Source organism: Barnesiella viscericola DSM 18177, from assembly GCF_000512915.1.
In the GTDB taxonomy this organism is placed as follows: Bacteria; Bacteroidota; Bacteroidia; order Bacteroidales; family Barnesiellaceae; genus Barnesiella; species Barnesiella viscericola.
Genome location: NZ_CP007034.1, coordinates 268802 through 292740, shown reverse-complemented (window position 1 = coordinate 292740; position 23939 = coordinate 268802). Strand labels below are relative to the sequence as shown.

Sequence of the window (23939 nt, the reverse complement as noted above, 5' to 3'; positions counted from 1 at the left end):
CGTCACTGCGGTTTCTCTTCTTTCTTCTTATGGTCGGTAGAGAGATAACGGTGATAAAACAGAATGAGGCAGACGACGCCTACCGAGATAGCCGAGTCGGCAATATTGAATACGGGGCGGAAAAATTCAAACCGCTCCCCTCCTATTCCCGGCACCCAATCGGGCCAGTAAAAACTAAACAGCGGGAAATAGAGCATATCGACTACCCGGCCGTAAAAGAGCCCGGCATACCCTTCGCCCGGGACAAACGAGGCTACCAGCGGCGGCATCGGGTCGTTGAATATCAGGCCATAAAAGAGGCTGTCGAAGATGTTTCCCGCAGCCCCGGCTATAATCAAGGCCAGGCAGACAATGAGACCCGTGGGCATCTGGGGCTTGTTCTTGATACGCCACAGAATCCACACCAGAAAAACGACGGCAACTACCCGGAAGAGTGTCAGGAAGAGCTTACTCCCTACCTCCATACCGAATGCCATACCGTTGTTCTCGATAAAAGCGATATAAAACCAGTCGGTTACCCGAATGGCCTCGCCTATATACATGTGGGTCTTCACCCATATCTTTACAATCTGGTCGATAATCAGGACCAGAACTATCACCCCGAGGGCAATCTGGCCTTTGGTCAGTCTTTTCATCATTCCTTTCTTTATTCAAAAAAAACAGATTCGACCTTCGTGCTTTCCATAACAAGATAGCAACCGAAGGTCGAATTGTGTTTAGCTTATCGCTTCGATAAGTCTTCTGAAACCGGCATACTGCTCTGCGGCTTCCCGCAGGGAGCCGACGGGCAGGTGTGCGGCCCACTTACTTTTTGCGTCCATCTACCTTCGCGTCTATGCCCAGCGTAGCGTGAGGAACAGCACGGAGTCGCTCTTTGGGAATCAGCTTGCCCGTTTCGCGACAGATGCCATAGGTCTTGTTCTCGATGCGCACGAGAGCGGCCTGCAAGTGCTGTATGAATTTCATCTGACGTTGAGCCAACTGCCCGGCCTCTTCCTTGGAAAGGGTACTTGCTCCCTCTTCCAGGACCTTAAACGTAGGCGACGTATCCGTTACATCGTTGCCGTCGGTATTCATAATCGAAGCTTTCAGCAAATCGTAGTCCCGATAGGCTTTTTCGAGCTTCTCATTGATAATCTGTCTGAACTCTTCCAACTCGGCGTCGGAATAGCGTGTTTTTTCACTCATAATTATTATTGGTTAAAGTTTTGATTTCTATCTGACCTTTCCTCCCCGCCGGGAGAAGTAATTTTATGTCAGGTCAAATATAACAGAAATATCCCTACGACTCTCTATTATTTTACGGATTTAACAATTCGGATATTTACCTTAAAGGTATCGAAATCCAACTCGCTGACCGACTCTCCCGAAAGGTTGTCGACAATCTCGAACGTATTGGCCAGTACCTGACGCGACATGTAGTCGCGATACTCCCTCACAGCCTGGTCGGTCTCGGCATTGTAGGCTATGGCGACGTCTATCTTGTCGGTAATGTCAAATCCCGAGGTCTTGCGGATATTCTGAATCCGGTTCACCAGTTCGCGGGCAATACCTTCGCGGTGCAGTTCGTCGGTCACGGTAATGTCGAGAGCCACAGTGAGGTTCCCTTCGTTGGCCACCAGCCAGCCGGGAATATCCTCCGAGATAACCTCGACGTCACCCTTCTCGATGGTAGCCTGTTGGCCGTCGATGTCGAAGGTGAACGACCCGTTCTTTTCAAACTCGGCAATATCGGGTTGCGACATGGCAGCAATGGTAGCGGCCAGTTGCTTCATGATTTTACCGTAACGCGGGCCCAACTTCTTGAAATCGGGTTTAACCCGTTTTACCAATATGCCGGCCGCGTTATCGACAAACTTCATCTCCTTCACATTCACCTCGCTGAGTACCAAATCTTTCACGGCCTCGATATGAGCCTGCTGTTCGGGATTGAGCACCGGTACCATAAGGGTTGTGAGCGGCTGGCGCACCTTGATGTTGACCTTGCGACGCAAGGCCAGTACCATCGAGGTCATGGTCTGGGCAATCTGCATACGCTCTTCGAGTGCCTTGTCGATATATTTGTCGCAGCTTACGGGGAAATCGGTCAGGTGTACCGAACGATTGTCGCGACCGGTAGCCGTGGTGAGGTCGGTATAGAGACGGTCGGCATAGAAAGGAGCGATAGGCGCCATGAGCTTAGCCACCGTTTCAAGGCAGGTGTAGAGTGTCTGGTAGGCCGACAGCTTATCGTCGGTCATCGAGCCGCCCCAGAAACGTTTGCGGTTCAACCGCACGTACCAGTTACTGAGGTTATCGTTAACAAAGTCGGCGATGGCCCGGCCGGCACGCGTGGGCTCATAGGCGGCAAACTGCTCGTCAACCTCCCGAATGAGCGAGTTGAGCAGCGAGATGATCCAGCGATCGATCTCGGGTCGTTTCTCTACGGGAATCTCGGGCTCGGCAAAGGTAAATCCATCGACATTGGCATAGAGGGCAAAGAACGAATAGGTATTGTAGAGAGTACCGAAGAATTTGCGGCGCACCTCTTCGATGCCGTCGAAGTCGAATTTGAGGTTGTCCCAAGGCGACGAGTTGGTAATCATGTACCAGCGCAAGGGATCGGAACCATATTTTTCGATCGTACCGAAGGGATCGACGGCGTTGCCCAGACGCTTGGACATCTTGTTGCCGTTCTTGTCGAGCACCAGACCGTTGGAAACTACGGCCTTGTAGGCCACGCTGTCGAATACCATCGCGGCGATGGCGTGCAGCGTGAAGAACCAGCCGCGAGTCTGGTCCACACCTTCGGCAATGAAATCGGCGGGATAGACCTCGCGTTTGTCAAAGGCCTCCTTGTTCTCAAACGGATAGTGGATTTGGGCATAAGGCATGGCACCCGAGTCGAACCACACGTCGATCAGGTCGCTCTCGCGCTTCATGGGTTTGCCCGAGGGCGAAACGAGCACAATATCGTCAACGTAAGGACGGTGCAAATCTATCTTATTGTAGTTTTCGGCCGTATATTCACCGGGCACAAATCCCTGTTTTTTGTAGGGGTTCTCGGTCATCAGCCCGGCGGCAATCGATTTTTCTATTTCATTGTACAGCTCCTCGACCGACCCGATGCAGATCTCCTCGCTGCCGTCCTCGGTGCGCCAGATGGGCAACGGTGTGCCCCAGTAGCGGCTACGCGAGAGGTTCCAGTCTTGCAGATTTTCGAGCCATTTGCCGAAACGACCCGAACCGGTTGACTGCGGTTTCCAGTTAATCGTGTTGTTGAGCTCGATCATGCGGTCGCGGCAAGCCGTGGTGCGGATAAACCAACTGTCAAGGGGATAGTAGAGTACCGGCTTGTCGGTGCGCCAGCAGTGGGGATAGCTGTGCACATGCTTCTCAATCTTGAATACCTTGTTGGTCTGCTTCAACATCACACAGATGTCGATGTCGAGCGTGGCATCGTTGTCGGTAAGGGTATCGTCGTACGCATTTTTCACGTAGCGGCCGGCATATTCGCGATAAGCCTCGACGTTGACGTTGTTTTTCACAAACTCGGGGTCGAGATCTTCCAGCAGGTAGAACTTACCGGTCATGTCGACCATAGGGCGACGGTTGCCGTCCTTGTCGAGCATCATGAGAGGCGGTACGCCGCTGGCCTTGGCTACCCGGTCGTCGTCGGCACCAAAGGTAGGTGCGATATGTACAATACCCGTACCGTCCTCGGTCGTGACAAAGTCGCCGGTAATAACCCGGAAGGCACCTTTGCCAGGATTTACCCACGGCAACAGTTGCTCATACTCCATACCGGCCAAGTCGCTACCCTTGTATTCGGCTACCACTTTCCAAGGAATGAGTTTGTCACCAGGTTTGTAAGCATCGAGTTCCAAATCGGCGGCCTTGGCATTGAAGAGTGTGGGGACAAGGACCTTGGCTACAATCACGCTGATGGGAGCTCCCGTATAGGGGTTGTAGGTCTGTACAAGATTATAGTCAATATTGGGACCTACGCACAGTGCCGTATTGGAGGGCAAAGTCCACGGCGTCGTGGTCCAGGCCAGGAAATAGGGCTCACCGAAAGCGGCCATCTCGGGACGAGGGTTACGTATCTTGAACTGAGCGATACAAGTAGTATCCTTCACGTCGCGATAGCAACCGGGTTGATTGAGCTCGTGCGAACTCAGACCGGTACCAGCCGCAGGCGAATAGGGTTGAATGGTATAGCCCTTATACAGATAATTCTTGTTGTAGAGCTGTTTGAGCAGCCACCACAGCGTCTCGATATACCGGTTGTCGTAGGTAATGTAGGGATTCTTCATGTCTACCCAGTAACCCATGCGGTGTGTAAGATCTTCCCACTCGCGGGTAAACTTCATCACATCTTTGCGACAGGTAGCGTTGTAGTCGGCCACCGAAATGGTTTTACCTATATCTTCCTTGGTAATACCCAAAGCCTTTTCTACGCCCAACTCGACCGGCAGACCGTGGGTATCCCACCCTGCCTTGCGCTTTACATGAAAGCCCTTCATGGTCTTATAGCGGCAGAAGAGGTCCTTGATGGAGCGAGCCATCACGTGGTGAATGCCCGGCATACCGTTGGCCGAGGGCGGTCCCTCGTAGAATACAAACGAAGGACAACCTTCGCGGGTTTCCAAACTCTGGTGAAACAGGTCTTGCTTATCCCATTCATTCAGAACCTCTTTGTTGATTTCGGAGAGGTCGAAATGAGAATATTCGGAGAATTTCTTGCCCATATATTTCTAAATATAGTATTTACTAAAAAATCGGCACGAAGATACAAAAAAAGCTGTAACCATGAAAGAAACAGCTTTATAATATTCGATGAAAGATAACCGAACTCGGGGTTACAACTCCAATGGCGTTTCAATCCATTCGTTCCGGTGGAATTGCCACACAGTGGTATATCCGGCCCGGGCCAAGGCTTTGAGGGCTTCGGGGCGCCCGGCATTGATTTTGGCAGGATAGTGCGCATCGGAGTTGACCACCACCCCGATGCCCAGCCGGTGCATCTGTTCGAAATAGTCTTCACCGGGGAAGAAGCGGCCGCGCGTGGCAAAGGCCTTGGTATTGACCTCGACCAACAGGTGTTGCGAGGCAATGGCTTCGAGATAGTCGGCTACCAGACGTCGGTACCACGCCTCCCGGTCAAGGCCGGGACGGTAGAGCGAGGCGTTCAGTCCTATCTTGTCGAGATGCCCCAGAAAATCGAAACCGCCCAACTCGACCAGGCGGAACGAACTGCGATAGAAGCGCCGCACGGCTTCATCGACATCGCCTCCGAAATAGGTGTCGACATATCCCCTGAAACGGTCGGGTGACCCGTCGGTGTCGATAGGAGTCCCGTCGGGGGTGACAATATAGTGTACCGACCCGATGCGATAGTCGAGAGGCAACTCCTTGAAATAGGGAATCGACGGATTAAAAGAATCGTCGAGAAAATCGATTTCGAGCCCCACATACAACTCTATCGCCGAGCCATAAAGCTCTTTTATGCGATGAAACTCTGCGAGGTATTCGGGCAGACGCTCCCGCAGCATGTTGCATTGATTGGGTACGGGAAACGGAGCGTGCGACGATATACCGTAGGCGACAAAGCCTTCGGCTACGGCCTCCTTCACAAACTCCTCCATGGGAGCATGACCGTCACAGAACTGACTGTGCGAATGATAATTGGTCAACTGATTCATATCATTTCTTTAAAGGTACACGGCTTGGCAGTGTACGTTTGAATCGAGCAAATAAAACAGTCAATACAAGCGTTACTACAAAGGCGATATCCAATGAAATTTCGTAAGGAAGTCTCAATCCTTCACGAGCAAATAGAATATAGGTAATTGTTACCATCGTCATGAATAGAGCCGGAATCAACGTAATCCAATAGCATTTGCGTTCCCGAGCCAGCCATACCGTGAGCGCCCACAGGGTAAATACGGCAAGAGTTTGGTTACACCAGGCAAAATAGCGCCACAGCACCTCAAAGTCAATCATCATCACCACCCAGGCCAAGGCAAAGATAGGGAGCGACACCAATATCCGGTTTCGTATTTTCTTCTGTGAAATATGTAAGAAATCGGCAGCAATCAGTCGGGCCGACCGTAGAGCCGTGTCGCCCGAGGTAATGGGGGCAGCTATTACCCCCAACATGGCCAAGATACCCCCGAAGGTTCCCAACCACCCTACTGAAATATCGTTGACCAAGATGGCCGGTGTTTTCCCTTTCAGATAATCGGAGAGTGCCGTGAATGAACCGTCGAAAAAGGCGATGGCAGCGGCTGCCCAAATGAGAGCTACGATTCCCTCGACTACCATGGCCCCGTAGAATACCCGACGTCCCATCTTCTCGTTTTTGAGGCAACGGGCCATCATGGGTGACTGAGTGGCATGAAAGCCCGAGATGGCTCCACAAGCAATCGAGATAAACATCATGGGGAAGATGGGGTTGACATCGGAGTCGGATCGGGTATAACCGATGGCTGCGGTAAATTCGGGTAGACTGTCGGGACGCAGGAAAAGCGATACCATAATGCCAATTGCCATGAACAACAGGGCAAATCCAAACAGCGGGTAGAGACGTCCGATAAGTTTGTCGATAGGTAACAGCGTTGCCAATATGTAGTAGCCGAAAATGATGGCAATCCACAAGGTGGTAGTGGTACTTTCACCGATAAGCAGGTCAAGTAGATTGGCCGGGTTTACAACAAATACCGCCCCGACCAATATCATCAGAAGCAACGAGAATACTCGCATTACCTGCTTGATGACTACACCCAATTCATCGCCCACAAGTTCGGGTAAACTGGCACCATTGCGACGTACCGAGAGCATGCCGGAGAGGTAATCATGGACAGCACCGCCGAATATGGTACCAAATACAATCCACAGGTAGGCCGACGGCCCGTACAGGATTCCCATGATGGCTCCGAAGATGGGGCCCAATCCGGCAATATTCAGGAACTGAATGAGAAAAACTTTCCAGGTAGGCATGGGAATGTAGTCGATTCCATCGGTCGAGGTATAAGCCGGAGTCGCTCTATCCGGCTCTACGCCAAATACTTTCTCAACAAATGTGCCATAGACAAAATAGCCGACAATCAGCAGCAGCAAGGCAATGCAAAAGGTAATCATAACTTAAAAACAGTTTGTAATTCATGGTTCAGACAAAAGCACTTTAACGATGAAATTCTCGTATCTACTCAAGCCATTTATCCAAATCGAACAGATTCTTATTCTTCTCTTTTTCACAAAGTCCTTACAAAGGTATAATTTTTTTATGATTCCAACGATTTATTCAAAAGAAAAAAGCCGTCATTCCCTATGAAATGACAGCTTTCCAATTCATCTCAGACTCACTCTCAGCCCTTGACCGGCAACACCTCAATCCAGTAATCGTCGGGGTCGTGGATAAAGTAGAGTCCCATCTCTTCGTTCTCGAAGCAGACACAGCCCATCTCCTTGTGGAAGGCCCGCACCTGGTCATAGTCACCGTCGACCCGCACGCACAGGTGACTCTCGTTCTCGCCCAGTTCATAGGGCTGGTCGTGGTCGCGCAACCAAGTGAGTTCTAGCAGGAAGGGCGATACCCCGTCGGTGAGGTAAACCAGTACGAAAGAACCGTCGGCAGCCTCTTTGCGACTGGCCTCGGTAAAGCCCAAAGCCTTGTGATAAAAAGCGATACTCCGGTCGAGATCGGTCACATTGACATTGAAATGGTCGAATCTTGATTTTATTTCCATAATCGTATTGTATTTGTTTTTTATTGGTTTATAGTTCTATTGAATCGCCGGTATGGCTCAGCAAGACAAACCGGGCGCCGTGCTGCCGGGCTATGGAAGCGAAGGCTTCGGCCTTAACCACGGCGGGATAGAAGTGCATGGGGACGAACACCCCCACTTCGAACCGCTCGACAAACTGCCGGGCACCGCGCATATAATCGCTGCCCAACCGGGCGTCGACGGGAAACATCGCTACGTCGAAGCGGGTGACCCGACGCGCCAGATAGTCGAGTTCGGCCCGATAGGCCTCCTCGGCTTCGCGCACCTCGGCCTCGGTCGACTCGTCGGCCCAATGCCAGTTGTTCAAGTCGCCGGCGTGGAAAACCGTCCGCTTGCCGATGACGACCTCATACGAAGCGCCCAGATCGGTCGACCCGAAGGCGGTTACCTGCAACCGCTCGTCGGCATAGGATTCTCCCCTACTTAGAAATACGGTCTGGGGCAGGTCGGCCAATTCGCGACGCCCCTCCATCTCCCGGGGGAAGATATAACAAACCCGGTTGTTCTGCCGGTGCCATGCCAGCACTTCGGGGTTGTAATGGTCGCGATGCTCGTGCGATACCAGCACATAGAGGGGTTGCTCCCGGTGCAGCAGATTGTCGAGCAGAGCCCTACCCTCCCGATAATAGTCGAACACGACGGCAAAACCGTCGGCTTCGAGCAAAAAACCGCTATGAAAAAGATAGGTCAGTTTCATCATATTATCTGTTTATCTATAAAAAACAGCAGTCGAATTACAATGGTTTACCGGTGAAATGGGCGGCCAACGCCTCGGCACAACGCTCACCGTCGATAGCGGCCGACACGATACCCCCGGCATAACCGGCTCCCTCGCCGCAGGGATAGAGCCCCCGCAGACGGATATGGGTCATCGACTCCCGGTCACGCGGTATCCGCACCGGCGACGAGGTGCGGGTCTCCACCCCTATCATCACCGCCTCATGCGTCAGGAAACCGTGCGATACCTTGCCGAAATGTTTGAATCCTTCTTGCAGACGTGACACGATGAAGGGGGGCATCCAGAAGTGCAACGGCGAGGCGATGAGCCCCGGAGAATAGGAAGAACGGGGTAAGTCGTAGGAGTTGCGGCGGTTGACAAAGTCGGTCATGCGCTGGGCCGGAGCCGTCTGTTTGCAATTCCCGTTCAGATAGCACTGGCGTTCGAGATTCTCCTGAAACTTGATACCGGCCAGCACACCGTAGGCCGAGAACTGCTCGCCAAAATCTTCGGGCTGCATCTCGACTACCATACCCGAGTTGGCCCACGCCGAACCTCGCGTCGAGGGCGACATGCCGTTGACCACAATCTGTTCGGGGCCGCTGGCGGCCGGTACCACAAAACCGCCGGGACACATGCAGAACGAATAGACACCCCGCCCGTCGACCTGAGTCACAAAGCTATACTCGGCGGCCGGCAGATACTTGCCGCGCCCCCGGGGGTTGTGATACTGTATCGTGTCGATGAGCTGTTGGGGGTGTTCCAGACGCACACCCACGGCGATACCCTTGGCTTCGAGCTCTACCCCCTTGTCGTGCAACATATAGTATACATCGCGCGCCGAATGGCCGGTAGCCAGAATCACGGGGCCTGTAAACTCCCGTCCGTCGGCCGTGACGATACCCCGCACCTCGTCGTCTTCGACAATCAGACTCTCCATGCGGGTCTCGAAATGCACCTCGCCCCCCGACTCGATAATGCGGTTGCGCATTCGTTCGATGACACCCGGCAACTTGTCGGTCCCGATGTGCGGGTGGGCGTCGGAGAGTATCGACACCGAGGCACCATGCTGGCAGAAGATTTGAAGAATGCGGTCGACATTTCCCCGCTTTTTACTGCGGGTATAGAGCTTACCGTCGGAGAAGGCGCCGGCTCCACCCTCGCCAAAGCTGTAATTCGACTCGGGGTCGATGCGCTGCTCGCGGCTGATGCGGGCAATGTCCTTGCGACGGTCGTGCACATTCTTCCCCCGCTCGACAACCACGGGACGCACGCCCAGCTCGATCAGGCGCAGGGCGGCAAACAATCCGGCCGGACCGGCTCCCACCACCACCGCCTGCGGCTTGCCCGACACGTCGCCATAGTCGATGTGCGGGAATTCGTCGTCCTGCGGAAATTCGTTGATGTACAAGCGCACCTTCAAGTTAATCATCACGGTACGCTGGCGGGCGTCGATCGAACGCTTCAGCACCCGTACGCTCTTTATGGTGCGCATATCTATTCCTTGCTCACGAGCCACATAAGCCGCAATGCTCTGTTCCGAAGCGGCCTGCTCGGGCAAAATACGTAGTTGCAGTTCCTGAATCATAATCTTATCCTGTTTATCCGAAAAGTTGGCGGAAGGCCTCCTCGACCTTACGCACCGGAATCAGTTCGATGGAGAGTCGCGAGGTGTCGAATCCCTTGATGTTGTTTTGCGGGATAAGCATGCGCTTGAATCCCAGCTTCTCGGCTTCGAGTATGCGTTGCTCTATCCGGTTGACGGGCCGTATCTCGCCCGAGAGCCCCACCTCGCCGGTCATACAGGTGCCGGTTTCGACGGCCATATCCATGTTCGACGAAAGTATGGCACTGATAACCCCCAAGTCCATGGCCGGGTCGTTGACCTTGATACCCCCGGCGATGTTGAGAAAGACATCTTTCTGCGCCAGTTTGAAACCCACCCGTTTTTCGAGCACGGCCAACAGCATGTTCATGCGCCGCAGGTCGAACCCCGTGGCCGAACGCTGCGGAGTGCCGTAGGCTGCCGTACTCACCAAAGCCTGGGTCTCGATAAGGAAGGGACGTACCCCCTCGATAGTGACGGCGATGGCGACACCGCTCAACCCCTCGTGGTCTTGCGAGAGCAGCATCTCCGAAGGGTTGGAGACCTCGCGCAGACCGTTCTGCCGCATCTCGTAGATGCCCAGCTCCGACGTGCTGCCGAAGCGGTTCTTGATGGAGCGCAAGATGCGATACATGTAGTGACGGTCGCCCTCGAACTGCAACACCGTGTCGACAATGTGTTCCAACACCTTGGGACCGGCGATGCTCCCCTCCTTGTTGATGTGGCCCACGAGCAATACCGGCGTATTGGTCTGCTTGGCAAATTTCAACAGCGAGGCGGCGCACTCGCGCACCTGACCCACGCTGCCGGGCGACGACTCCATGGTCGAGGTGGCGATGGTCTGTATCGAATCGATGACCACCAGGTCGGGGTTCACGTTGCGAATGTGCACAAAAATATCTTCGAGAGAAGTCTCGCACACGATGTAACAGTCGGGGGCGCTGCCGCCTATGCGCTCGGCCCGCAATTTCAACTGTCGGGCACTCTCCTCGCCCGACACATATAATACTTTATATCCTTTCAGCCCAAGTACGGTCTGCAAGATAAGGGTCGACTTGCCTATACCGGGCTCGCCGCCTATCAGCACCAGCGACCCGCGCACGAGTCCACCGCCCAGCACCCGGTTGAGTTCACCGTTTCCCAGGTCGATACGTGATTCCTCGGTCACCTGTATCTCGTCGATACGCTGGGGGCGTACCTTGCTCTCGCCCGAGAGGCTATATCCACCCTTCCCTGTCGAGGCGGGCTTGGCGCTCACTACCTCCTCGACATAGGTATTCCACTCGCCGCACACCGGACAGCGGCCTATCCATTTGGGCGACTCTGCCCCGCAGTTATTGCAAAAGTAAACCGATTTTGTCTTTGCCATATTTCACATGATTTGCCTCCGACGGAACTCGGCACAGGTAATGGCCGCCGCAACGGCGACGTTGAGCGACTCGGAGGTGGGTTGCCCCGCCGGATAGTTGGGGATATAGAGACGAGTGCCGATATAGGGTTCGAGCTCGGGCGATATTCCGCTGCCCTCGTTGCCCATCACAATCACCCCGTGGTTCGAAAGCGGGGTGTGATAGATATCGGTGCCGTCGAGAAAGGTACCGTAGACCGATGCCCGCTCCATCGCCCCGAGGAACTCGGCCAACGGGGTATAGTAGAGCCGCACCCGTGCCAGCGCTCCCATCGTGGCCTGCACCACCTTGGGGTTGTAGAGGTCGGCCGTCTCGGGCGAGCAGACGATGTGCCGAATGCCGAACCAGTCGGCCAGCCGCACAATCGTACCCAGATTGCCGGGGTCCTGCACGGTGTCGAGTGCCAAGACCAACTCGTGGCGCATCGCTTCGACATCGAGCCGATAGCGAGGTATGCGGTACACGGCCAGCACATCGGAGGGAGTGGTGAGTTGCGACACTTTGGCCATCTCCTGCTCGCTCACCTCCTGCACCGAACGGTCGGAACAAGCTGGGTGCGCAGCAAGCCACCGGGGGGTAGCCAGCAACAGCTCGCACTCGAAAGCCTCGCAGGTGTCCTCGACCAGCTTGTTGCCCTCGGCAATGAAACAACCTTCGTCGCGCCTACCCTTCTTCCGGGCGAGCGACTGTATGCGTTTAATTTGATTTTTACTAAGCATTGCTTATCCGATGATTCGATAAACTCATGAGCCCCTTCTCGGGCCCCCCACCCTGTACAAACTCAATCGCCGGCGTTCATAATCCAGGCATTCTCAAAGAGAGGCTGCTCACGCACCAGTTGCGAGAGGTATTGGCGGGCCTCGTCAAAGTTGCCGAACGAAGCGACATAGAGGCGGGCTTTCCGCGGAGTCTCGTAGATGTGCAGGTCGCACGAAATGCCTTGTTGACGGAAGCATTCGATTTGCTGCTCGGCCAACCGTTTGGAGGGAAGCGACGAAACGATGATGTAATAGGTGTTGGCTGTCGTACCGGCCTCGGTTACCGTAGTAGCCGGGTGAGCCGCTTCGGCTTCGACCGATACCGTATTGGGAGCGAGTGTCGTCGTATCGACAACCGCCTCGTCTACACTCGCTTGAACTGTGCTCGATGGGCCGAAGAGTTCGGCCGAGAGCACGCCGGCATAGTTGACCGTGGTGTCGGGCGTATTGATGGGCTTCGACAGCATCAGCAGAAAGACGATGACCGCTGCTGCTACGGCTGCCGCCCGCAAAATCCGGCGGGGGAAGGATATATAGATGCGATCGGGGGTCTTGTCTTCAACGGTCACTGCCGTCTCGTTTTCGGCCTCAGGCTCTTCAAGCGGCTGAACCTCGACCGGGGCAAATCCCAACCGCGGATATTCGACAAAATTAGTCTCATTAACCTGGAAATCTATCTGCCCGTTGTGCAATACAAAACGGCCCAAGCGTCCCAGCCGGTAATCGTCACCGGCCTCTACGGTCCGGCGAATGGCATCGGCCTCGTTGGCGATTGCCCGGGCGGCCTCGTCGCGGGAGATGAATCCGGAACGCATCACCGAACGGAGCAACCGCTCATCGTCACCGCACTCGTCGGGGTGAAACTCGACGCTGCGCACGGGCGGCAGGAACGAACTGTCGTCGGGCAACAACCGGGCCTCCCGATAGCCGACTGCAAACGTACCTATCCCCGGCAGTGTGACGCGGCCGTGATGCAGCAACAAGTATTCGATGTGACGCGCTATTCCAATCATACAACAAAGGTATGAATTTTCTTTGGTCGGCGCAACAGAAGTAAAAAATTATTTTTCCCCGAAAGGCGTCAGGAGAATCGGGAACCCCGCAACGTCAGTCGTCTTCCCGGAGCAACTGCTCGGCCGACTCCCGATCGTACCCCAACTCGACGGCACGTTCCAGATCTTCCTTGGCCGATTCCCGTTCATAGCGGGCCAGTTTGCCCAATGCCCGCAGCACATACACCACCGGGTCGTCGGGAGCCAACTCCATGGCTTTCTCGATGTCCTTGTCGGCCTTGGCATACTGTCCGGCAAAGAGATAGGCTTCGGCCCGCCCCACATAGAGAATCTCCTTCTCGGGGTTGAACTTGATAACCTGTGAATAGACCTCAATCGCCTCGGGATAGTAGCCCATCACCTTCAACAGCGAAGCAAAACCGATGCGGCCGTTGGCACTGGCCGGATTGATTTTGAGCAGCCGCTCGAAATCGGCCCGACTCGAAATCGTGTCGCCCCGCTCCAACTCGATAAGCCCCCGGTGATAGAGGGCGTCTTCGTCGGTATCGTCGATCATCAGTATCTGGCTGTAATCCTGATAGGCCTGGTCGATGCTGTCGATTTCAGAAAAGAGGGCCGCCCGGTTGCGTAACAGTGTTACCGAATTGGGCGTCATCAACAGGCCGTTGGAGTAGCTCCTGAGCGCCTCGTCGTATTTACCGGCATAACGCTGCACCGTGCCCAGGTTCGACATGAGCAGCGAGTTCTGCCCGTTGGCCGGTTCGGCACGCAAGGCACTCAGCAACGCCTCCTCGGCTCCCGCCCAATCTTTGGCCTTGATGCAACTGTCGGCACGCTCGACCCATTGATAATAGTTCCTCGCCCACAGTCCCAAGGGCAGGCATATCATACAAATAAGAACCGCTATTTTCTTCATACTCGATTTTTTGTCTAACAAAGGTATGGGTTTGCGCGCTACTTTCACCTATCGGTTATCTAAAAAGTACTCAAAAAAAACAGTCCTTGCCAAAAATTCTGTTATTTTTGCGAATTATGAAAAATCTCGACCCCCTACTTCTCACCCCCCCAGGGCGATGGTTATGGCTGCTGGCAGTCGTCTCCATACTCTTCTCCGGGTGTTCCAAAGAGAAGGACGAGCCCCAGCCGGTTGCCGTGAACCGCACCGTGCTGGTCTATATGTTATCGGATAACGATCTGGGAGCCAGCCGCTATTTCGATTCGCAGAACATCGACGAGATGATGCAGGCGGCCGCCGCCGGGGAACTGAACGGAGGCAATCTCATTGTCTATCGCGACGGATACGATACCAATCCGCAACTCATACAAATCAAACCGGGCCCCTCGGGACAGGCTCAAAAGGTCATCGTCAAGGAGTACCCCGACCGCAATTCGTCCACAGGCGAGGTGCTGCGCTCGGTCGTCGACGAGACCGCGCAGTTGTTCCCCGCTAATGAATATGGATTGATTCTGTGGTCGCACAGCACCGGGTGGGTACCGGGCAATTCGTCGCTGGCTCTCTCGCTACGTGATCAACTCCCTAAGCAGATAGCCCCTACCCGATCGTTCGGTCAAGACGGGTCGTACTATATGGAACTTGATGAATTAGCCGACGCTCTGCCCGACCACCGGTTTCGCTTCATACTCTCCGACGCTTGCTTTATGGGCAGCATCGAGTGTGCCTATCAGTTGCGCAACAAGACCGACTACTATATCGGTTCGGCCGCTGAGGTAATGGGAGCCGGCATGCCCTATGCCCTAACCATACCCCTGCTGTTCGACTACCAGCTCAATCTGGGACAAGTGTGCCAGGCCATCTACAATCACTACAACAGTCAGACGGGAGTTTCCCGCACTGCAACCACCTGTTTGGTCGACTGCCGGGGACTTGAAGGATTGGCCCAAGTTGTCCGTACGATATTCGAGGCACACCGGGGTGAAACGATTCCTGACCTCTCAAACGTGCAGCATTTCGATCGCAGCTATCCGTATATCTGTTACGACCTGCGCGACTACCTGGCCCAGTTCGCCTCGACCGACGAGTTGCAACAACTCGACCAGGCGTTGAACGAAACAATACTCTACCAGGCAGCAACTCCCGCGATATTGGGAACACTCACCGTGCGTACCCATTGCGGACTAAGCTGCTACGTAATGGGAACCGGCGACTCGACACTCGACCGATACTATACAACACTCGACTGGTACCAACAAGTCTATCCTATCGATTATTAACTTTAATTCTATATGTATATGTCTATTTTCAATTCTTTACTTACACTGTGGGCTCAGACCCCCGAACTCCCGGCTCCCGAAGAGGTGGCACAAACCTGGCAGCAAAAGCTCTCGGCCCTGTCGTCCCTCTCGTTCCAGCAATTCACGGAACAGGCTATCGACGCCATTTTGCATGGATTGGTCAAGATTGCCATTGCTCTGGCGGTCTTCTTCATTGGCAAATGGATAATCAACCGCATTCACAACTTTGTCGCCAAAGCCTTTGTCCGCCGCAATGTCGAGCTCTCGCTGCGAACCTTCCTGCTGAGCCTGATTCGTATCATACTCATGCTGATACTGATTGTCATCGTTATCGGTATTCTCGGCATCAACACCAGTTCGTTCCTGGCCATCTTCGCCTCGGCCGGTCTTGCCGTAGGTATGGCGTTGAGCGGTACCTTGCAAAACTTTGCGGGCGGGGTGATGATTCTGCTCTTCAAGCCCTACAAGGTGGGCGATTTCATTGAGGCTCAGGGATATTCGGGTACGGTGAAAGAGATACAGATTTTCAACACCATACTCAACACGCCCGACAACAAAACCATCATTATTCCCAACGGCGGACTTTCGACCGGCAGCCTCAACAACTACTCCAAGGAGGGGCGTCGCCGGGTCGACTGGACAATAGGCATTGCCTACGGTGACGATTTCGATACGGCTCGACGGGTGGTATTGGAGCTTCTTGCTGCCGACAAACGGGTGATGGACACTCCGGCTCCGTTCGTAGCACTGAGCAGTCTGGCCGATAGTGCTGTCGAAGTAACCGTGCGCGCCTGGGCTGCTGCCGAAGACTACTGGGGAGTCTATTACGATTTCAATGAACAAGTGTACAAACAGTTCGAAAAGTACAACCTGCACTTCCCCTATCCGCAAGTCGACGTGCACATGGTCGACCAGTAATCGATTCGATACAAAGCATTTACCACCGGGAGGTTATTGGATTCTCAATAGCCTCCCGGTTTTTCTTGTGCGAAAGCCATCGTCCCCTGCACAGTGGTTTCCCGTTTCTTTTGTATATTCGTGCACTGAAAAGAGACAACGCAACAATGATGATACGAGAGGTCACACTACACGACGCTGCCGCCATTGCAGCCATCTACAACGACTATATTTTGCACAGCACTATCTCCTTCGAGACCGAACCACTCACAGTCGAAGCCATGCGCGACCGCATCGCCCATATCGCTGCCGACTATCCCTACTTCGTAGCCGAAGAGGAAGGCGTCGTGACGGGCTACTGCTATGCCCACCCCTGGAAGGAGCGGGCCGCCTACGGTCATACCCTCGAAACCACCGTATATCTGTCGCCCCAGAGTCAAAACCGGGGATTGGGCAAACAGCTCATGCAGAGATTAATTGATGAATGCCGCCACAGGGGCTACCGTGCGCTGATTGCCTGCATCACCGGCAACAACGAGACTAGCCGCGCGTTTCACGCACGGCTCGGGTTCACACAGGTATCGCTTTTCAAGGAGGTTGGCTACAAGTTCGGACAGTGGCTCGACGTGGTCGACTATGAACTGTTGCTGGTTGCGAAATCTGCTTCCGACCGGGGCGAATAAAGGACGTTAAAATTTTGAATAATTACAATTTTAACGGCGAAAAACGGCTCAACATTGAATGTCTTTTTATAACTTTACGGCAATAATGAGGTAAAAAAGGACTGTCTGTAAGCAATTACATCTCCTGCTCATTGTTATATACATGTAGGCAAGGCACATACGTGCATCGCAGCCTGCAAATTCCCGTTGAATTCCATCGGGCGGGGCTTTATTTTTCCGTCCGACGCGACGGGACCGAAAGCGATAAAAAATAAAAAAAATATAAATGATAAGTAAATGGAATTACTTACACCTTACATCAAACGAACAGCAAATAGCCCAGCAATTAGAGGCCCGATACCCACGGGTCCCTGCGCTTTGTAGACTGCTCGCTCAACGAGGGGTAACTTCGGTCGCCGAGGCGGAGAAGTTTTTCAAACCCCAGTTGTCCGATCTCCATGACCCGTTCCTCATGAGAGATATGGAAAAAGCAGTCGTTAGGCTGAATCGTGCGTTAGGGAGTAAAGAAAAGATTATGATTTATGGCGATTACGACGTGGACGGAACGACTGCCGTATCGCTGGTGTATAAGTTTTTACAAAATTTCTATTCGGGGCTCGATTACTATATCCCCGACCGTTACGACGAGGGTTACGGCATCTCGGACAAAAGCATCGACTATGCGGCCGAGAACGGTATCACACTTATCATTGCCCTCGACTGCGGCATCAAGGCCGTGGAGAAAATAGCCTATGCCAAGAGCAAAGGCATTGATTTCATCATCTGCGACCACCATATGCCCGACGACCAGTTGCCCGACGCCGTGGCTATCCTCAATCCCAAACTCGAAGGAGAGACCTACCCCTACAAACATCTGTCGGGTTGTGGTGTAGGCTACAAGTTCATGCAGGGATTTGCAATCAACAACGGTATCGACATCGCTGCCGACCTGGAACCGCTGCTCGACCTGGTGGCCGTGAGCATCGCTTCGGACATCGTGCCCATCACGGGTGAGAACCGTATTCTGGCCTATCACGGCTTGAAGCGGCTCAACTCCAACCCCAGCATGGGATTGCGAGGTATCTTGAAGGTGTGCGGACTCAACAACAAGAATATTACCATCAGCGACATCGTCTTTAAGATTGGCCCCCGCATCAACGCCTCGGGCCGCATGCAATCGGGCAAAGAGGCGGTAGACCTGTTGGTGGCCAAGGATATGGCCGGAGCGCTCGAAAAGAGTCAGAACATCGATCAGTACAACGAGAACCGCAAGGAGTTGGACAAGCGGATTACCGAAGAGGCCAGCAAGATACTCGAAGAGCACGTCGACATCAACCACCGCAAATCGATTGTCATCTACAACAAGGACTGGCACAAAGGCATTATCGGTATTGTGGCTTCGCGCCTCACCGAACTCTACTACCGCCCGGCCGTGGTCCTCACCCTCTCCGACGGACTGGCCACCGGTTCGGCTCGCTCGGTACAGGGGTTTGATATTTACAAGGCGGTAGAGTCGTGTCGCGACCTGCTCGAGAATTTTGGAGGGCACACCTATGCCGTGGGCCTCTCGATGAAAGAGGAACACATCAAGGAGTTTACCGCCCGGTTTGAGGAGCATGTGGCCAAACACATTCTGCCCGAGCAGATGGAGCCGCAAATCGACATCGACACCGAAATCGACTTCAACGAAATCACCCCCGAGTTCTTTGCCCTGCTTAAACAGTTCAACCCCTTCGGACCCGGTAACCAGAAGCCTATCTTCTGTACACGTCATGTTACCGACTACGGTACGAGCCGACTCGTAGGCAAGAAAAACGAGCACGTGAAACTCGAACTGGTCGACAGCAAATCGAAGAACATCATGAACGGCATCGCCTTCAACATGAGCCAACACTTTGAACACATCAAGGCCGGAAAACCGTTTGACATCTGTTACACCATCGAGGAAAATACTCATAACAGCGGTTCGATACAGCTGTTTATCAAGGATATCAGACCGTCGGAATAACCCTATCAACCGAGGCCGTCGTTCCACATCGAGTGCAGAACGACGGCCTTTGTCATATCCTCTTGTGGGGTAGAATCAAAGCAAGATACCTCGGTGAGTTCCCTCTCTACCAAAAGTTCTTGTAAATTCGTGGTGCGATTGCTATCTTGTAAAAGATAAAATTGTAATTTTGCACCCGATTTTTCGGGAAAGGCATGCACGAAATCATCTACGAAATATTGCAAAAGTACTGGGGTTACCGCCAGTTCCGGCCCATGCAAGAGGAGATTATCACTTCGCTGCTCGACGGACACGACACCTTGGGACTCATGCCTACCGGCGGGGGTAAATCGCTCACCTTTCAGGTGCCTACCCTCTGTCGCGAAGGGCTCTGCCTCGTCATTACCCCTCTCGTTGCCTTGATGAAAGACCAGGTCGACAACCTGCGCGACCGGGGCATACGGGCGGCTTATATCCATGCCGGCATGTCGCGCCGCGAGATGGTCGTCACCTTCGACAACTGCCTCTACGGGCGATTCAAGTTTCTCTACATCTCGCCCGAGCGCATCGATACCGAGCTGTTCACCGCCCGCATTCAGGGGCTGCCGGTCTCGCTAATCGTGGTCGACGAGGCCCACTGCATCTCGCAATGGGGATATGACTTCCGCCCTGCCTACCTGAAAATAGCCCAGATACGGCACACCCTGCCCCACGTTCCCGTGCTGGCCCTCACCGCCACGGCAACTCCTATTGTAGCCGATGATATACAGAAGAAGCTCGACTTTCACGACGGTCGGGTATTCCGCACCGGCTTCGCCCGTCCCAACCTCTCGTATGTGGTGAGGTCGTGCGAGGACAAGATGCAGCAACTGCTGCGTATCCTCCATCGGGTACCCGGCAGCGCCGTCGTCTATGTGCGCAACCGCAAGCACACGAAAGAGGTAGCCGAAGAGTTGAACCGGGCCGGCATATCGGCCGACTACTACCACGCCGGTCTGGGACAGGAGGAGAAGAACGAGAAACAGCGCAAATGGAAGGTCGATGAAACCCGGGTGATGGTCTCGACCAACGCCTTCGGTATGGGCATTGACAAACCCGATGTTCGGGTGGTCGTGCATCTGGACATGCCCAACTCGCCCGAAGAGTATTTTCAAGAGGCGGGTCGGGCCGGACGTGACGGGACCCGTGCCTATGCCGTACTGCTCTATTCTCGTCGCGACAAGGCCAACCTGCACAAGCGGCTCACTGAGGAGTTTCCCGACAAAGAGTTTGTCTTGAAGGTCTACGAACGGGTGGGTAACTTTCTCGAAATAGCACTCGGCTGCGGCATGGACTCGATTTATGAGTTCAACCTGAAACGGTTCTGCACCACCTTCAACTATGCGACTACTCCGGTACTCAGCGCGCTGAAAATTCTCACCATATCGGGCTACATCGAATTTATCGAAGAGACTGACACCCTTTCGCGGGTAATGATGCTGGTTCATAAAGAAGAACTCTACCACTTGCGCGACACCGACCCGGCCACCGACCGCGTGTTGCAATGCCTGTTGCGCTCCTATACCGGGCTTTTTGCCGACTATGTGTTTATCCACGAAGATTTGCTTGCCCAACGGCTCGGTGCCTGTCAGCAAGAGGTCTACGAGGCCTTGTTGAAGCTGAACCGTCTGCACGTGCTCCACTACATACCGCGGCGACGCACGCCCTATATCGTCTACACCCGCGAACGCATGGAGCCCCGCTACGTGCAAATCACCCGCGAAGCCTATGAAGATAGGCGACAGCGCATGGCCGACCGCATCGAGAGTATGATCACCTATGCCACTTCGACCCGCTGTCGTCAACAGATGTTGCTCGAATACTTCGGTGAGAAGGCCGACTACGAGTGCGGCTGCTGCGACAACTGCATCGAGCACAGGAAACGGGAGCAAGCCTCGGCTCAAAAGCCCGAGGTGATAGCCCGGGCCATACAACAGTTCATCGGCAACGACTGCGTGAGCCGCGACCGGATAGCCGCCGCGCTACCCTACCCCGAGGACGAGGTGATCGAAGCCCTGCGCTTCCTGCGAGACGAAGGTTTTATCGTCTGCGAAGACGATATTCACTATAAAAACAAAACATAAAAAGAGAGATAAGATTTTAGGTATTTAGTTTAGGTATTAACAAGTAAGGTATTAAGAAAATGATTAAAGGATTCTGTTACATCATGCTCTTCTATGTATTGGGAGAGATGGTGAGCCTGCTCATCGGGCGGCTCATTCCCGGCAGCGTGTGCGGCATGATATTGCTGTTCCTGGCCCTCACACTCAAATGGGTACGTCCACGCGACGTCGACAAGGCCGCCTCGACCCTCACTCGCAACATGGCCCTCTTCTTCGTTCCGGCCAGTATCGGGCTCATGCACGAGTATAAAATACTCATGAGCAACTGGGTGGTACTGCTCACCGTGTCGGTGGTTACCACCCTGCTGGTCATCGTTGTCGTAGGGCTTACCGAAGAGCATCTTGACCGCAAGCTCTCGCGCAAGAAAGGAGGAGTTGGGCAATGAACGAAATATTCTCCTCCACACCCTTTATCCTGCTGTTGGTACTGGGTAGCTACCTGGCCGGTTGCAAACTGCACCAGAAAAAACATATCGCCATTTTCCACCCGCTGTTGGTGGCCATGGTTCTTATCATAGCCCTGCTCACCCTGCTCGACATCGACTACGATACGTTCTGTGCCGGTAGCAGCTTCATCAGTTTTCTGCTGGGGCCATCGGTCGTAGCGCTGGGTTATGCCCTCTATGAACAAATCGAACAGATTCGGGGTAAAGAGATACCCGTACTCACCGCCGTCTTTGCCGGAGGAATTGTGGGTATTGTGAGTGTTATAGCCATCTGCCGACTCATGGGCGTCGACGAAGCCATCACCTCGTCGCTGCAACCCAAATCGGTCACGATACCCATCGCCATCTCCCTGTCGGAACACTCGCACGGTATCCCCTCGCTCACGGCCGTCATCGTATTCGGGTGCGGATTATTGGGGGGTATCATCGGCCCGGCCGTACTCGACCGCTGCCACGTCAACAGCCGCGTTGCCCGCGGATTGGCATTGGGATCGGCCGCTCACGGACTGGGTACTGCCCGCGCTATTGAACTGGGAGCCGTCGAAGGTGCTATCAGTGGCCTGGCCATCGGCCTGATGGGTGTTGTCACCTCCCTGCTTATACCGCTGTTCGAAAGCCTGATGCGCTGAGTGACTACCCAATTGAGCCCCTCAATGAGGCTGCATACCGAAAATTAAATAGAATATTTTGGGCGCAACCCTTGTATATTTCGACAAAAGCGCCTATCTTTGCAACGCTTTTACAAAAAGCACCAAGGTTAGATTCGCTAGCTCAGCTGGTAGAGCACAACACTTTTAATGTTGGGGTCTTGGGTTCGAGCCCCAAGCGGATCACCCAATAAAAGCAGGCATTTGAGATTCAAATGCCTGCTTTTATTTTTATATAATGCAAAAAAACGTTCAGAGAGGTAAATCCTCTCTGAACGTTTTTTGAATAATCGGTATGATTATTATTGGCCTTCTATCATTTTCAGTTTTTCGGCATCGTTCAAATTGTAATAAATATTACGGAGGGCATATTTGTAGTCGGGATTTTCGGGCTTCAATTCGTATGCTTTTTCGTAATAGGGACGAGATTTCTCAAACAACGGAAGAACCTCTTTCTCACGAGCCTCGGCATATTTTACGTTATCGGTTATAGCACTGATCTCATTGTTCTTTTGCACAGCCAGGTTGAAGTAGATACGACCCATATTGCCTAATGCATCGGTGTAAGAAGGATTAATTTCAAGTGCTTTCCCGAAGCATTCAATCGATTGGTCATACTTCTTTTGCGATTCATACAGGTTCCCTTTTACATTCCAGTACTCGGCATTTTCAGGGTCTTCGGCCAAAATCGTTTCAAGCGTAGCAATGGCTTCATCATATCTTCCACCATATATGTAGAGATTGATCAGCTTCAAGGTGTAGGTATTTTCCTTTTGCATTTTAGGTTTGCCGTTTTCGTCCAGTACGGGATTACCGTCTCTATCCTGAACCTCGACCATTTCGTCTTTGAACAACTTCTCACCTTCTTGAAGCGTACTAATCAGGTTGACAGTATCCTGTGTCTGCTCATATTCATAGACCAGATATTTGTAAACATCGTTTCGATTATAATCATTCCCTTTGGCTGCATTCAAAGCTTTAATGGCCAACGCATTGTCCTGAGTCTGCATGGCAGCCAAAGCCCGGTTGAATTCCAATATGGCAATCGTCGAATCGGCAGGAAGCCCCGATTTCTCATCTTTCATAATGGAAAGTTTGGGTATATCCAGGAAAATACCCCATACGTCATAGGCCTTTTTATAGTCTTTCTGATTGAAATAATAGACACCGGCATTGATATAGCCATCGAGGTTTTGTTTCAAGATCTTACGAATATCCTTGACATATTTGGGCTTTACTTTTCCTTTTTCGTTAGGTAAAGTATCCAAAGCTATGGATTGCAAGAAATAGTCATAGCTCTTTACCAACGCATCGTACATGGGGGCATCTCCATTGGGAAGAGCGATTCCCAACGTCTTCTGAACGTTATCTTTCTCGAAAGAAGAGTTTTCGATAAACCCGGCTACATACCAAGTCTTGGCATCGTCTTTGGTTTCGGGGTTGGTAAGGGCACCTTGAATATCGGTGCGAGCTTCTTGGAAATTGGGATTTTCCATTTTTGCCTCACTGAAAGCCCGGTTCACAGCTTTCTTCTGACCGAATGCGCAAATGACCGAAAGCAGTAATACTGCCGTTAATGTTGTTTTTTTCATTGCGTGTTTATTTTAGAAGT

General features: G+C 53.1%; 20 protein-coding genes and 1 tRNA gene. 8 read left to right on the top strand and 13 right to left on the bottom strand.

Annotation, left to right across the window (positions count from 1 at the left end):
* Window positions 1–2: 2 nt before the first annotated feature.
* The 12 genes from BARVI_RS01200 to BARVI_RS01145 all read right to left on the bottom strand — a co-directional run bounded on the left by BARVI_RS01200 (window position 3) and on the right by BARVI_RS01145 (window position 14189).
* Window positions 3–638 carry a lipoprotein signal peptidase gene (locus BARVI_RS01200; RefSeq protein ID WP_025277465.1) on the bottom strand — a complete coding sequence of 212 codons (636 nt, stop codon included), beginning with the start codon at window positions 636–638 and terminating at the stop codon, window positions 3–5.
* A 166-nt stretch (window positions 639–804) separates the two neighbouring features.
* Complete coding sequence (locus BARVI_RS01195; RefSeq protein ID WP_025277464.1) at window positions 805–1188, bottom strand: TraR/DksA family transcriptional regulator; 384 nt, start codon at window positions 1186–1188, stop codon at window positions 805–807.
* Window positions 1189–1295: 107 nt separating this feature from the next.
* Window positions 1296–4730 carry an isoleucine--tRNA ligase gene (ileS, locus tag BARVI_RS01190; RefSeq protein WP_025277463.1) on the bottom strand — a complete coding sequence of 1145 codons (3435 nt, stop codon included), beginning with the start codon at window positions 4728–4730 and terminating at the stop codon, window positions 1296–1298.
* A gap of 111 nt (window positions 4731–4841) precedes the next feature.
* Complete coding sequence (locus tag BARVI_RS01185; protein WP_025277462.1) at window positions 4842–5684, bottom strand: histidinol-phosphatase; 843 nt, start codon at window positions 5682–5684, stop codon at window positions 4842–4844.
* 1 nt (window position 5685) lies between these two features.
* The gene (locus tag BARVI_RS01180) at window positions 5686–7122 is read right to left on the bottom strand and encodes a carbon starvation CstA family protein (RefSeq protein ID WP_025277461.1); all 1437 of its coding nucleotides are present in this window, start codon (window positions 7120–7122) and stop codon (window positions 5686–5688) included.
* Window positions 7123–7349: 227 nt separating this feature from the next.
* A complete protein-coding gene (locus BARVI_RS01175; protein WP_025277460.1) occupies window positions 7350–7730 on the bottom strand; it encodes a VOC family protein in 381 nt (126 codons plus the stop codon).
* 28 nt (window positions 7731–7758) lie between these two features.
* Complete coding sequence (locus BARVI_RS01170; RefSeq protein WP_051401057.1) at window positions 7759–8469, bottom strand: MBL fold metallo-hydrolase; 711 nt, start codon at window positions 8467–8469, stop codon at window positions 7759–7761.
* Between the two features lie 34 nt (window positions 8470–8503).
* Entirely contained in the window at window positions 8504–10075 is a 1572-nt protein-coding gene (locus tag BARVI_RS01165; protein WP_025277458.1) for an NAD(P)/FAD-dependent oxidoreductase, read from the bottom strand.
* 13 nt (window positions 10076–10088) lie between these two features.
* Window positions 10089–11462: a DNA repair protein RadA gene (gene radA / locus BARVI_RS01160; protein ID WP_025277457.1), complete on the bottom strand. Its 1374-nt coding sequence runs from the start codon at window positions 11460–11462 to the stop codon at window positions 10089–10091.
* Window positions 11463–11465: 3 nt separating this feature from the next.
* Window positions 11466–12221 (bottom strand): TrmH family RNA methyltransferase, encoded by a 756-nt coding sequence (locus BARVI_RS01155; protein WP_025277456.1) that lies wholly within the window; start codon window positions 12219–12221, stop codon window positions 11466–11468.
* A gap of 62 nt (window positions 12222–12283) precedes the next feature.
* On the bottom strand, window positions 12284–13273 hold the full coding sequence (locus BARVI_RS01150) for an HU domain-containing protein (RefSeq protein ID WP_025277455.1): 990 nt from the start codon (window positions 13271–13273) through the stop codon (window positions 12284–12286).
* A 94-nt stretch (window positions 13274–13367) separates the two neighbouring features.
* Window positions 13368–14189 carry a tetratricopeptide repeat protein gene (locus BARVI_RS01145; RefSeq protein WP_025277454.1) on the bottom strand — a complete coding sequence of 274 codons (822 nt, stop codon included), beginning with the start codon at window positions 14187–14189 and terminating at the stop codon, window positions 13368–13370.
* A gap of 116 nt (window positions 14190–14305) precedes the next feature.
* Here BARVI_RS01145 and BARVI_RS01140 point away from each other — a divergent pair, with 116 nt between their 5' ends.
* The 8 genes from BARVI_RS01140 (at window position 14306) to BARVI_RS01105 (ending at window position 22513) form a co-directional block, all read left to right on the top strand.
* Window positions 14306–15505 (top strand): clostripain-related cysteine peptidase, encoded by a 1200-nt coding sequence (locus BARVI_RS01140; RefSeq protein ID WP_025277453.1) that lies wholly within the window; start codon window positions 14306–14308, stop codon window positions 15503–15505.
* A gap of 18 nt (window positions 15506–15523) precedes the next feature.
* A complete protein-coding gene (locus BARVI_RS01135) occupies window positions 15524–16444 on the top strand; it encodes a mechanosensitive ion channel family protein (protein ID WP_051401136.1) in 921 nt (306 codons plus the stop codon).
* 149 nt (window positions 16445–16593) lie between these two features.
* Entirely contained in the window at window positions 16594–17106 is a 513-nt protein-coding gene (locus BARVI_RS01130; protein WP_025277451.1) for a GNAT family N-acetyltransferase, read from the top strand.
* A gap of 265 nt (window positions 17107–17371) precedes the next feature.
* Window positions 17372–19093 (top strand): single-stranded-DNA-specific exonuclease RecJ, encoded by a 1722-nt coding sequence (recJ, locus tag BARVI_RS01125; protein WP_025277450.1) that lies wholly within the window; start codon window positions 17372–17374, stop codon window positions 19091–19093.
* Between the two features lie 194 nt (window positions 19094–19287).
* The gene (locus tag BARVI_RS01120; RefSeq protein ID WP_038534216.1) at window positions 19288–21195 is read left to right on the top strand and encodes a RecQ family ATP-dependent DNA helicase; all 1908 of its coding nucleotides are present in this window, start codon (window positions 19288–19290) and stop codon (window positions 21193–21195) included.
* Between the two features lie 59 nt (window positions 21196–21254).
* A complete protein-coding gene (locus BARVI_RS01115) occupies window positions 21255–21620 on the top strand; it encodes a CidA/LrgA family protein (protein ID WP_025277448.1) in 366 nt (121 codons plus the stop codon).
* Window positions 21617–22309, top strand: coding sequence for an LrgB family protein (locus BARVI_RS01110; RefSeq protein ID WP_025277447.1), 693 nt, complete (start codon window positions 21617–21619; stop codon window positions 22307–22309). The genes BARVI_RS01115 and BARVI_RS01110 overlap by 4 nt, the downstream gene beginning before the upstream one ends.
* A 131-nt stretch (window positions 22310–22440) precedes the next feature.
* Window positions 22441–22513: transfer RNA gene (locus BARVI_RS01105), tRNA-Lys, on the top strand.
* Between the two features lie 116 nt (window positions 22514–22629).
* Here the strand turns inward: BARVI_RS01105 and BARVI_RS01100 are convergent.
* On the bottom strand, window positions 22630–23919 hold the full coding sequence (locus tag BARVI_RS01100) for a tetratricopeptide repeat protein (protein ID WP_025277446.1): 1290 nt from the start codon (window positions 23917–23919) through the stop codon (window positions 22630–22632).
* Between the last annotated feature and the right edge of the window lie 20 nt (window positions 23920–23939).

What these genes read in the sequence shown, in the direction of transcription:
- BARVI_RS01200 (WP_025277465.1), bottom strand. Translation starts at nt 638, where the DNA reads ATGATGAAAAGACTGACCAAAGGCCAGATTGCCCTCGGGGTGATAGTT.
- BARVI_RS01195 (WP_025277464.1), bottom strand. Translation starts at nt 1,188, where the DNA reads ATGAGTGAAAAAACACGCTATTCCGACGCCGAGTTGGAAGAGTTCAGA.
- ileS (WP_025277463.1), bottom strand. Translation starts at nt 4,730, where the DNA reads ATGGGCAAGAAATTCTCCGAATATTCTCATTTCGACCTCTCCGAAATC.
- BARVI_RS01185 (WP_025277462.1), bottom strand. Translation starts at nt 5,684, where the DNA reads ATGAATCAGTTGACCAATTATCATTCGCACAGTCAGTTCTGTGACGGT.
- BARVI_RS01180 (WP_025277461.1), bottom strand. Translation starts at nt 7,122, where the DNA reads ATGATTACCTTTTGCATTGCCTTGCTGCTGCTGATTGTCGGCTATTTT.
- BARVI_RS01175 (WP_025277460.1), bottom strand. Translation starts at nt 7,730, where the DNA reads ATGGAAATAAAATCAAGATTCGACCATTTCAATGTCAATGTGACCGAT.
- BARVI_RS01170 (WP_051401057.1), bottom strand. Translation starts at nt 8,469, where the DNA reads ATGATGAAACTGACCTATCTTTTTCATAGCGGTTTTTTGCTCGAAGCC.
- BARVI_RS01165 (WP_025277458.1), bottom strand. Translation starts at nt 10,075, where the DNA reads ATGATTCAGGAACTGCAACTACGTATTTTGCCCGAGCAGGCCGCTTCG.
- radA (WP_025277457.1), bottom strand. Translation starts at nt 11,462, where the DNA reads ATGGCAAAGACAAAATCGGTTTACTTTTGCAATAACTGCGGGGCAGAG.
- BARVI_RS01155 (WP_025277456.1), bottom strand. Translation starts at nt 12,221, where the DNA reads ATGCTTAGTAAAAATCAAATTAAACGCATACAGTCGCTCGCCCGGAAG.
- BARVI_RS01150 (WP_025277455.1), bottom strand. Translation starts at nt 13,273, where the DNA reads ATGATTGGAATAGCGCGTCACATCGAATACTTGTTGCTGCATCACGGC.
- BARVI_RS01145 (WP_025277454.1), bottom strand. Translation starts at nt 14,189, where the DNA reads ATGAAGAAAATAGCGGTTCTTATTTGTATGATATGCCTGCCCTTGGGA.
- BARVI_RS01140 (WP_025277453.1), top strand. Translation starts at nt 14,306, where the DNA reads ATGAAAAATCTCGACCCCCTACTTCTCACCCCCCCAGGGCGATGGTTA.
- BARVI_RS01135 (WP_051401136.1), top strand. Translation starts at nt 15,524, where the DNA reads ATGTCTATTTTCAATTCTTTACTTACACTGTGGGCTCAGACCCCCGAA.
- BARVI_RS01130 (WP_025277451.1), top strand. Translation starts at nt 16,594, where the DNA reads ATGATACGAGAGGTCACACTACACGACGCTGCCGCCATTGCAGCCATC.
- recJ (WP_025277450.1), top strand. Translation starts at nt 17,372, where the DNA reads ATGATAAGTAAATGGAATTACTTACACCTTACATCAAACGAACAGCAA.
- BARVI_RS01120 (WP_038534216.1), top strand. Translation starts at nt 19,288, where the DNA reads ATGCACGAAATCATCTACGAAATATTGCAAAAGTACTGGGGTTACCGC.
- BARVI_RS01115 (WP_025277448.1), top strand. Translation starts at nt 21,255, where the DNA reads ATGATTAAAGGATTCTGTTACATCATGCTCTTCTATGTATTGGGAGAG.
- BARVI_RS01110 (WP_025277447.1), top strand. Translation starts at nt 21,617, where the DNA reads ATGAACGAAATATTCTCCTCCACACCCTTTATCCTGCTGTTGGTACTG.
- BARVI_RS01100 (WP_025277446.1), bottom strand. Translation starts at nt 23,919, where the DNA reads ATGAAAAAAACAACATTAACGGCAGTATTACTGCTTTCGGTCATTTGC.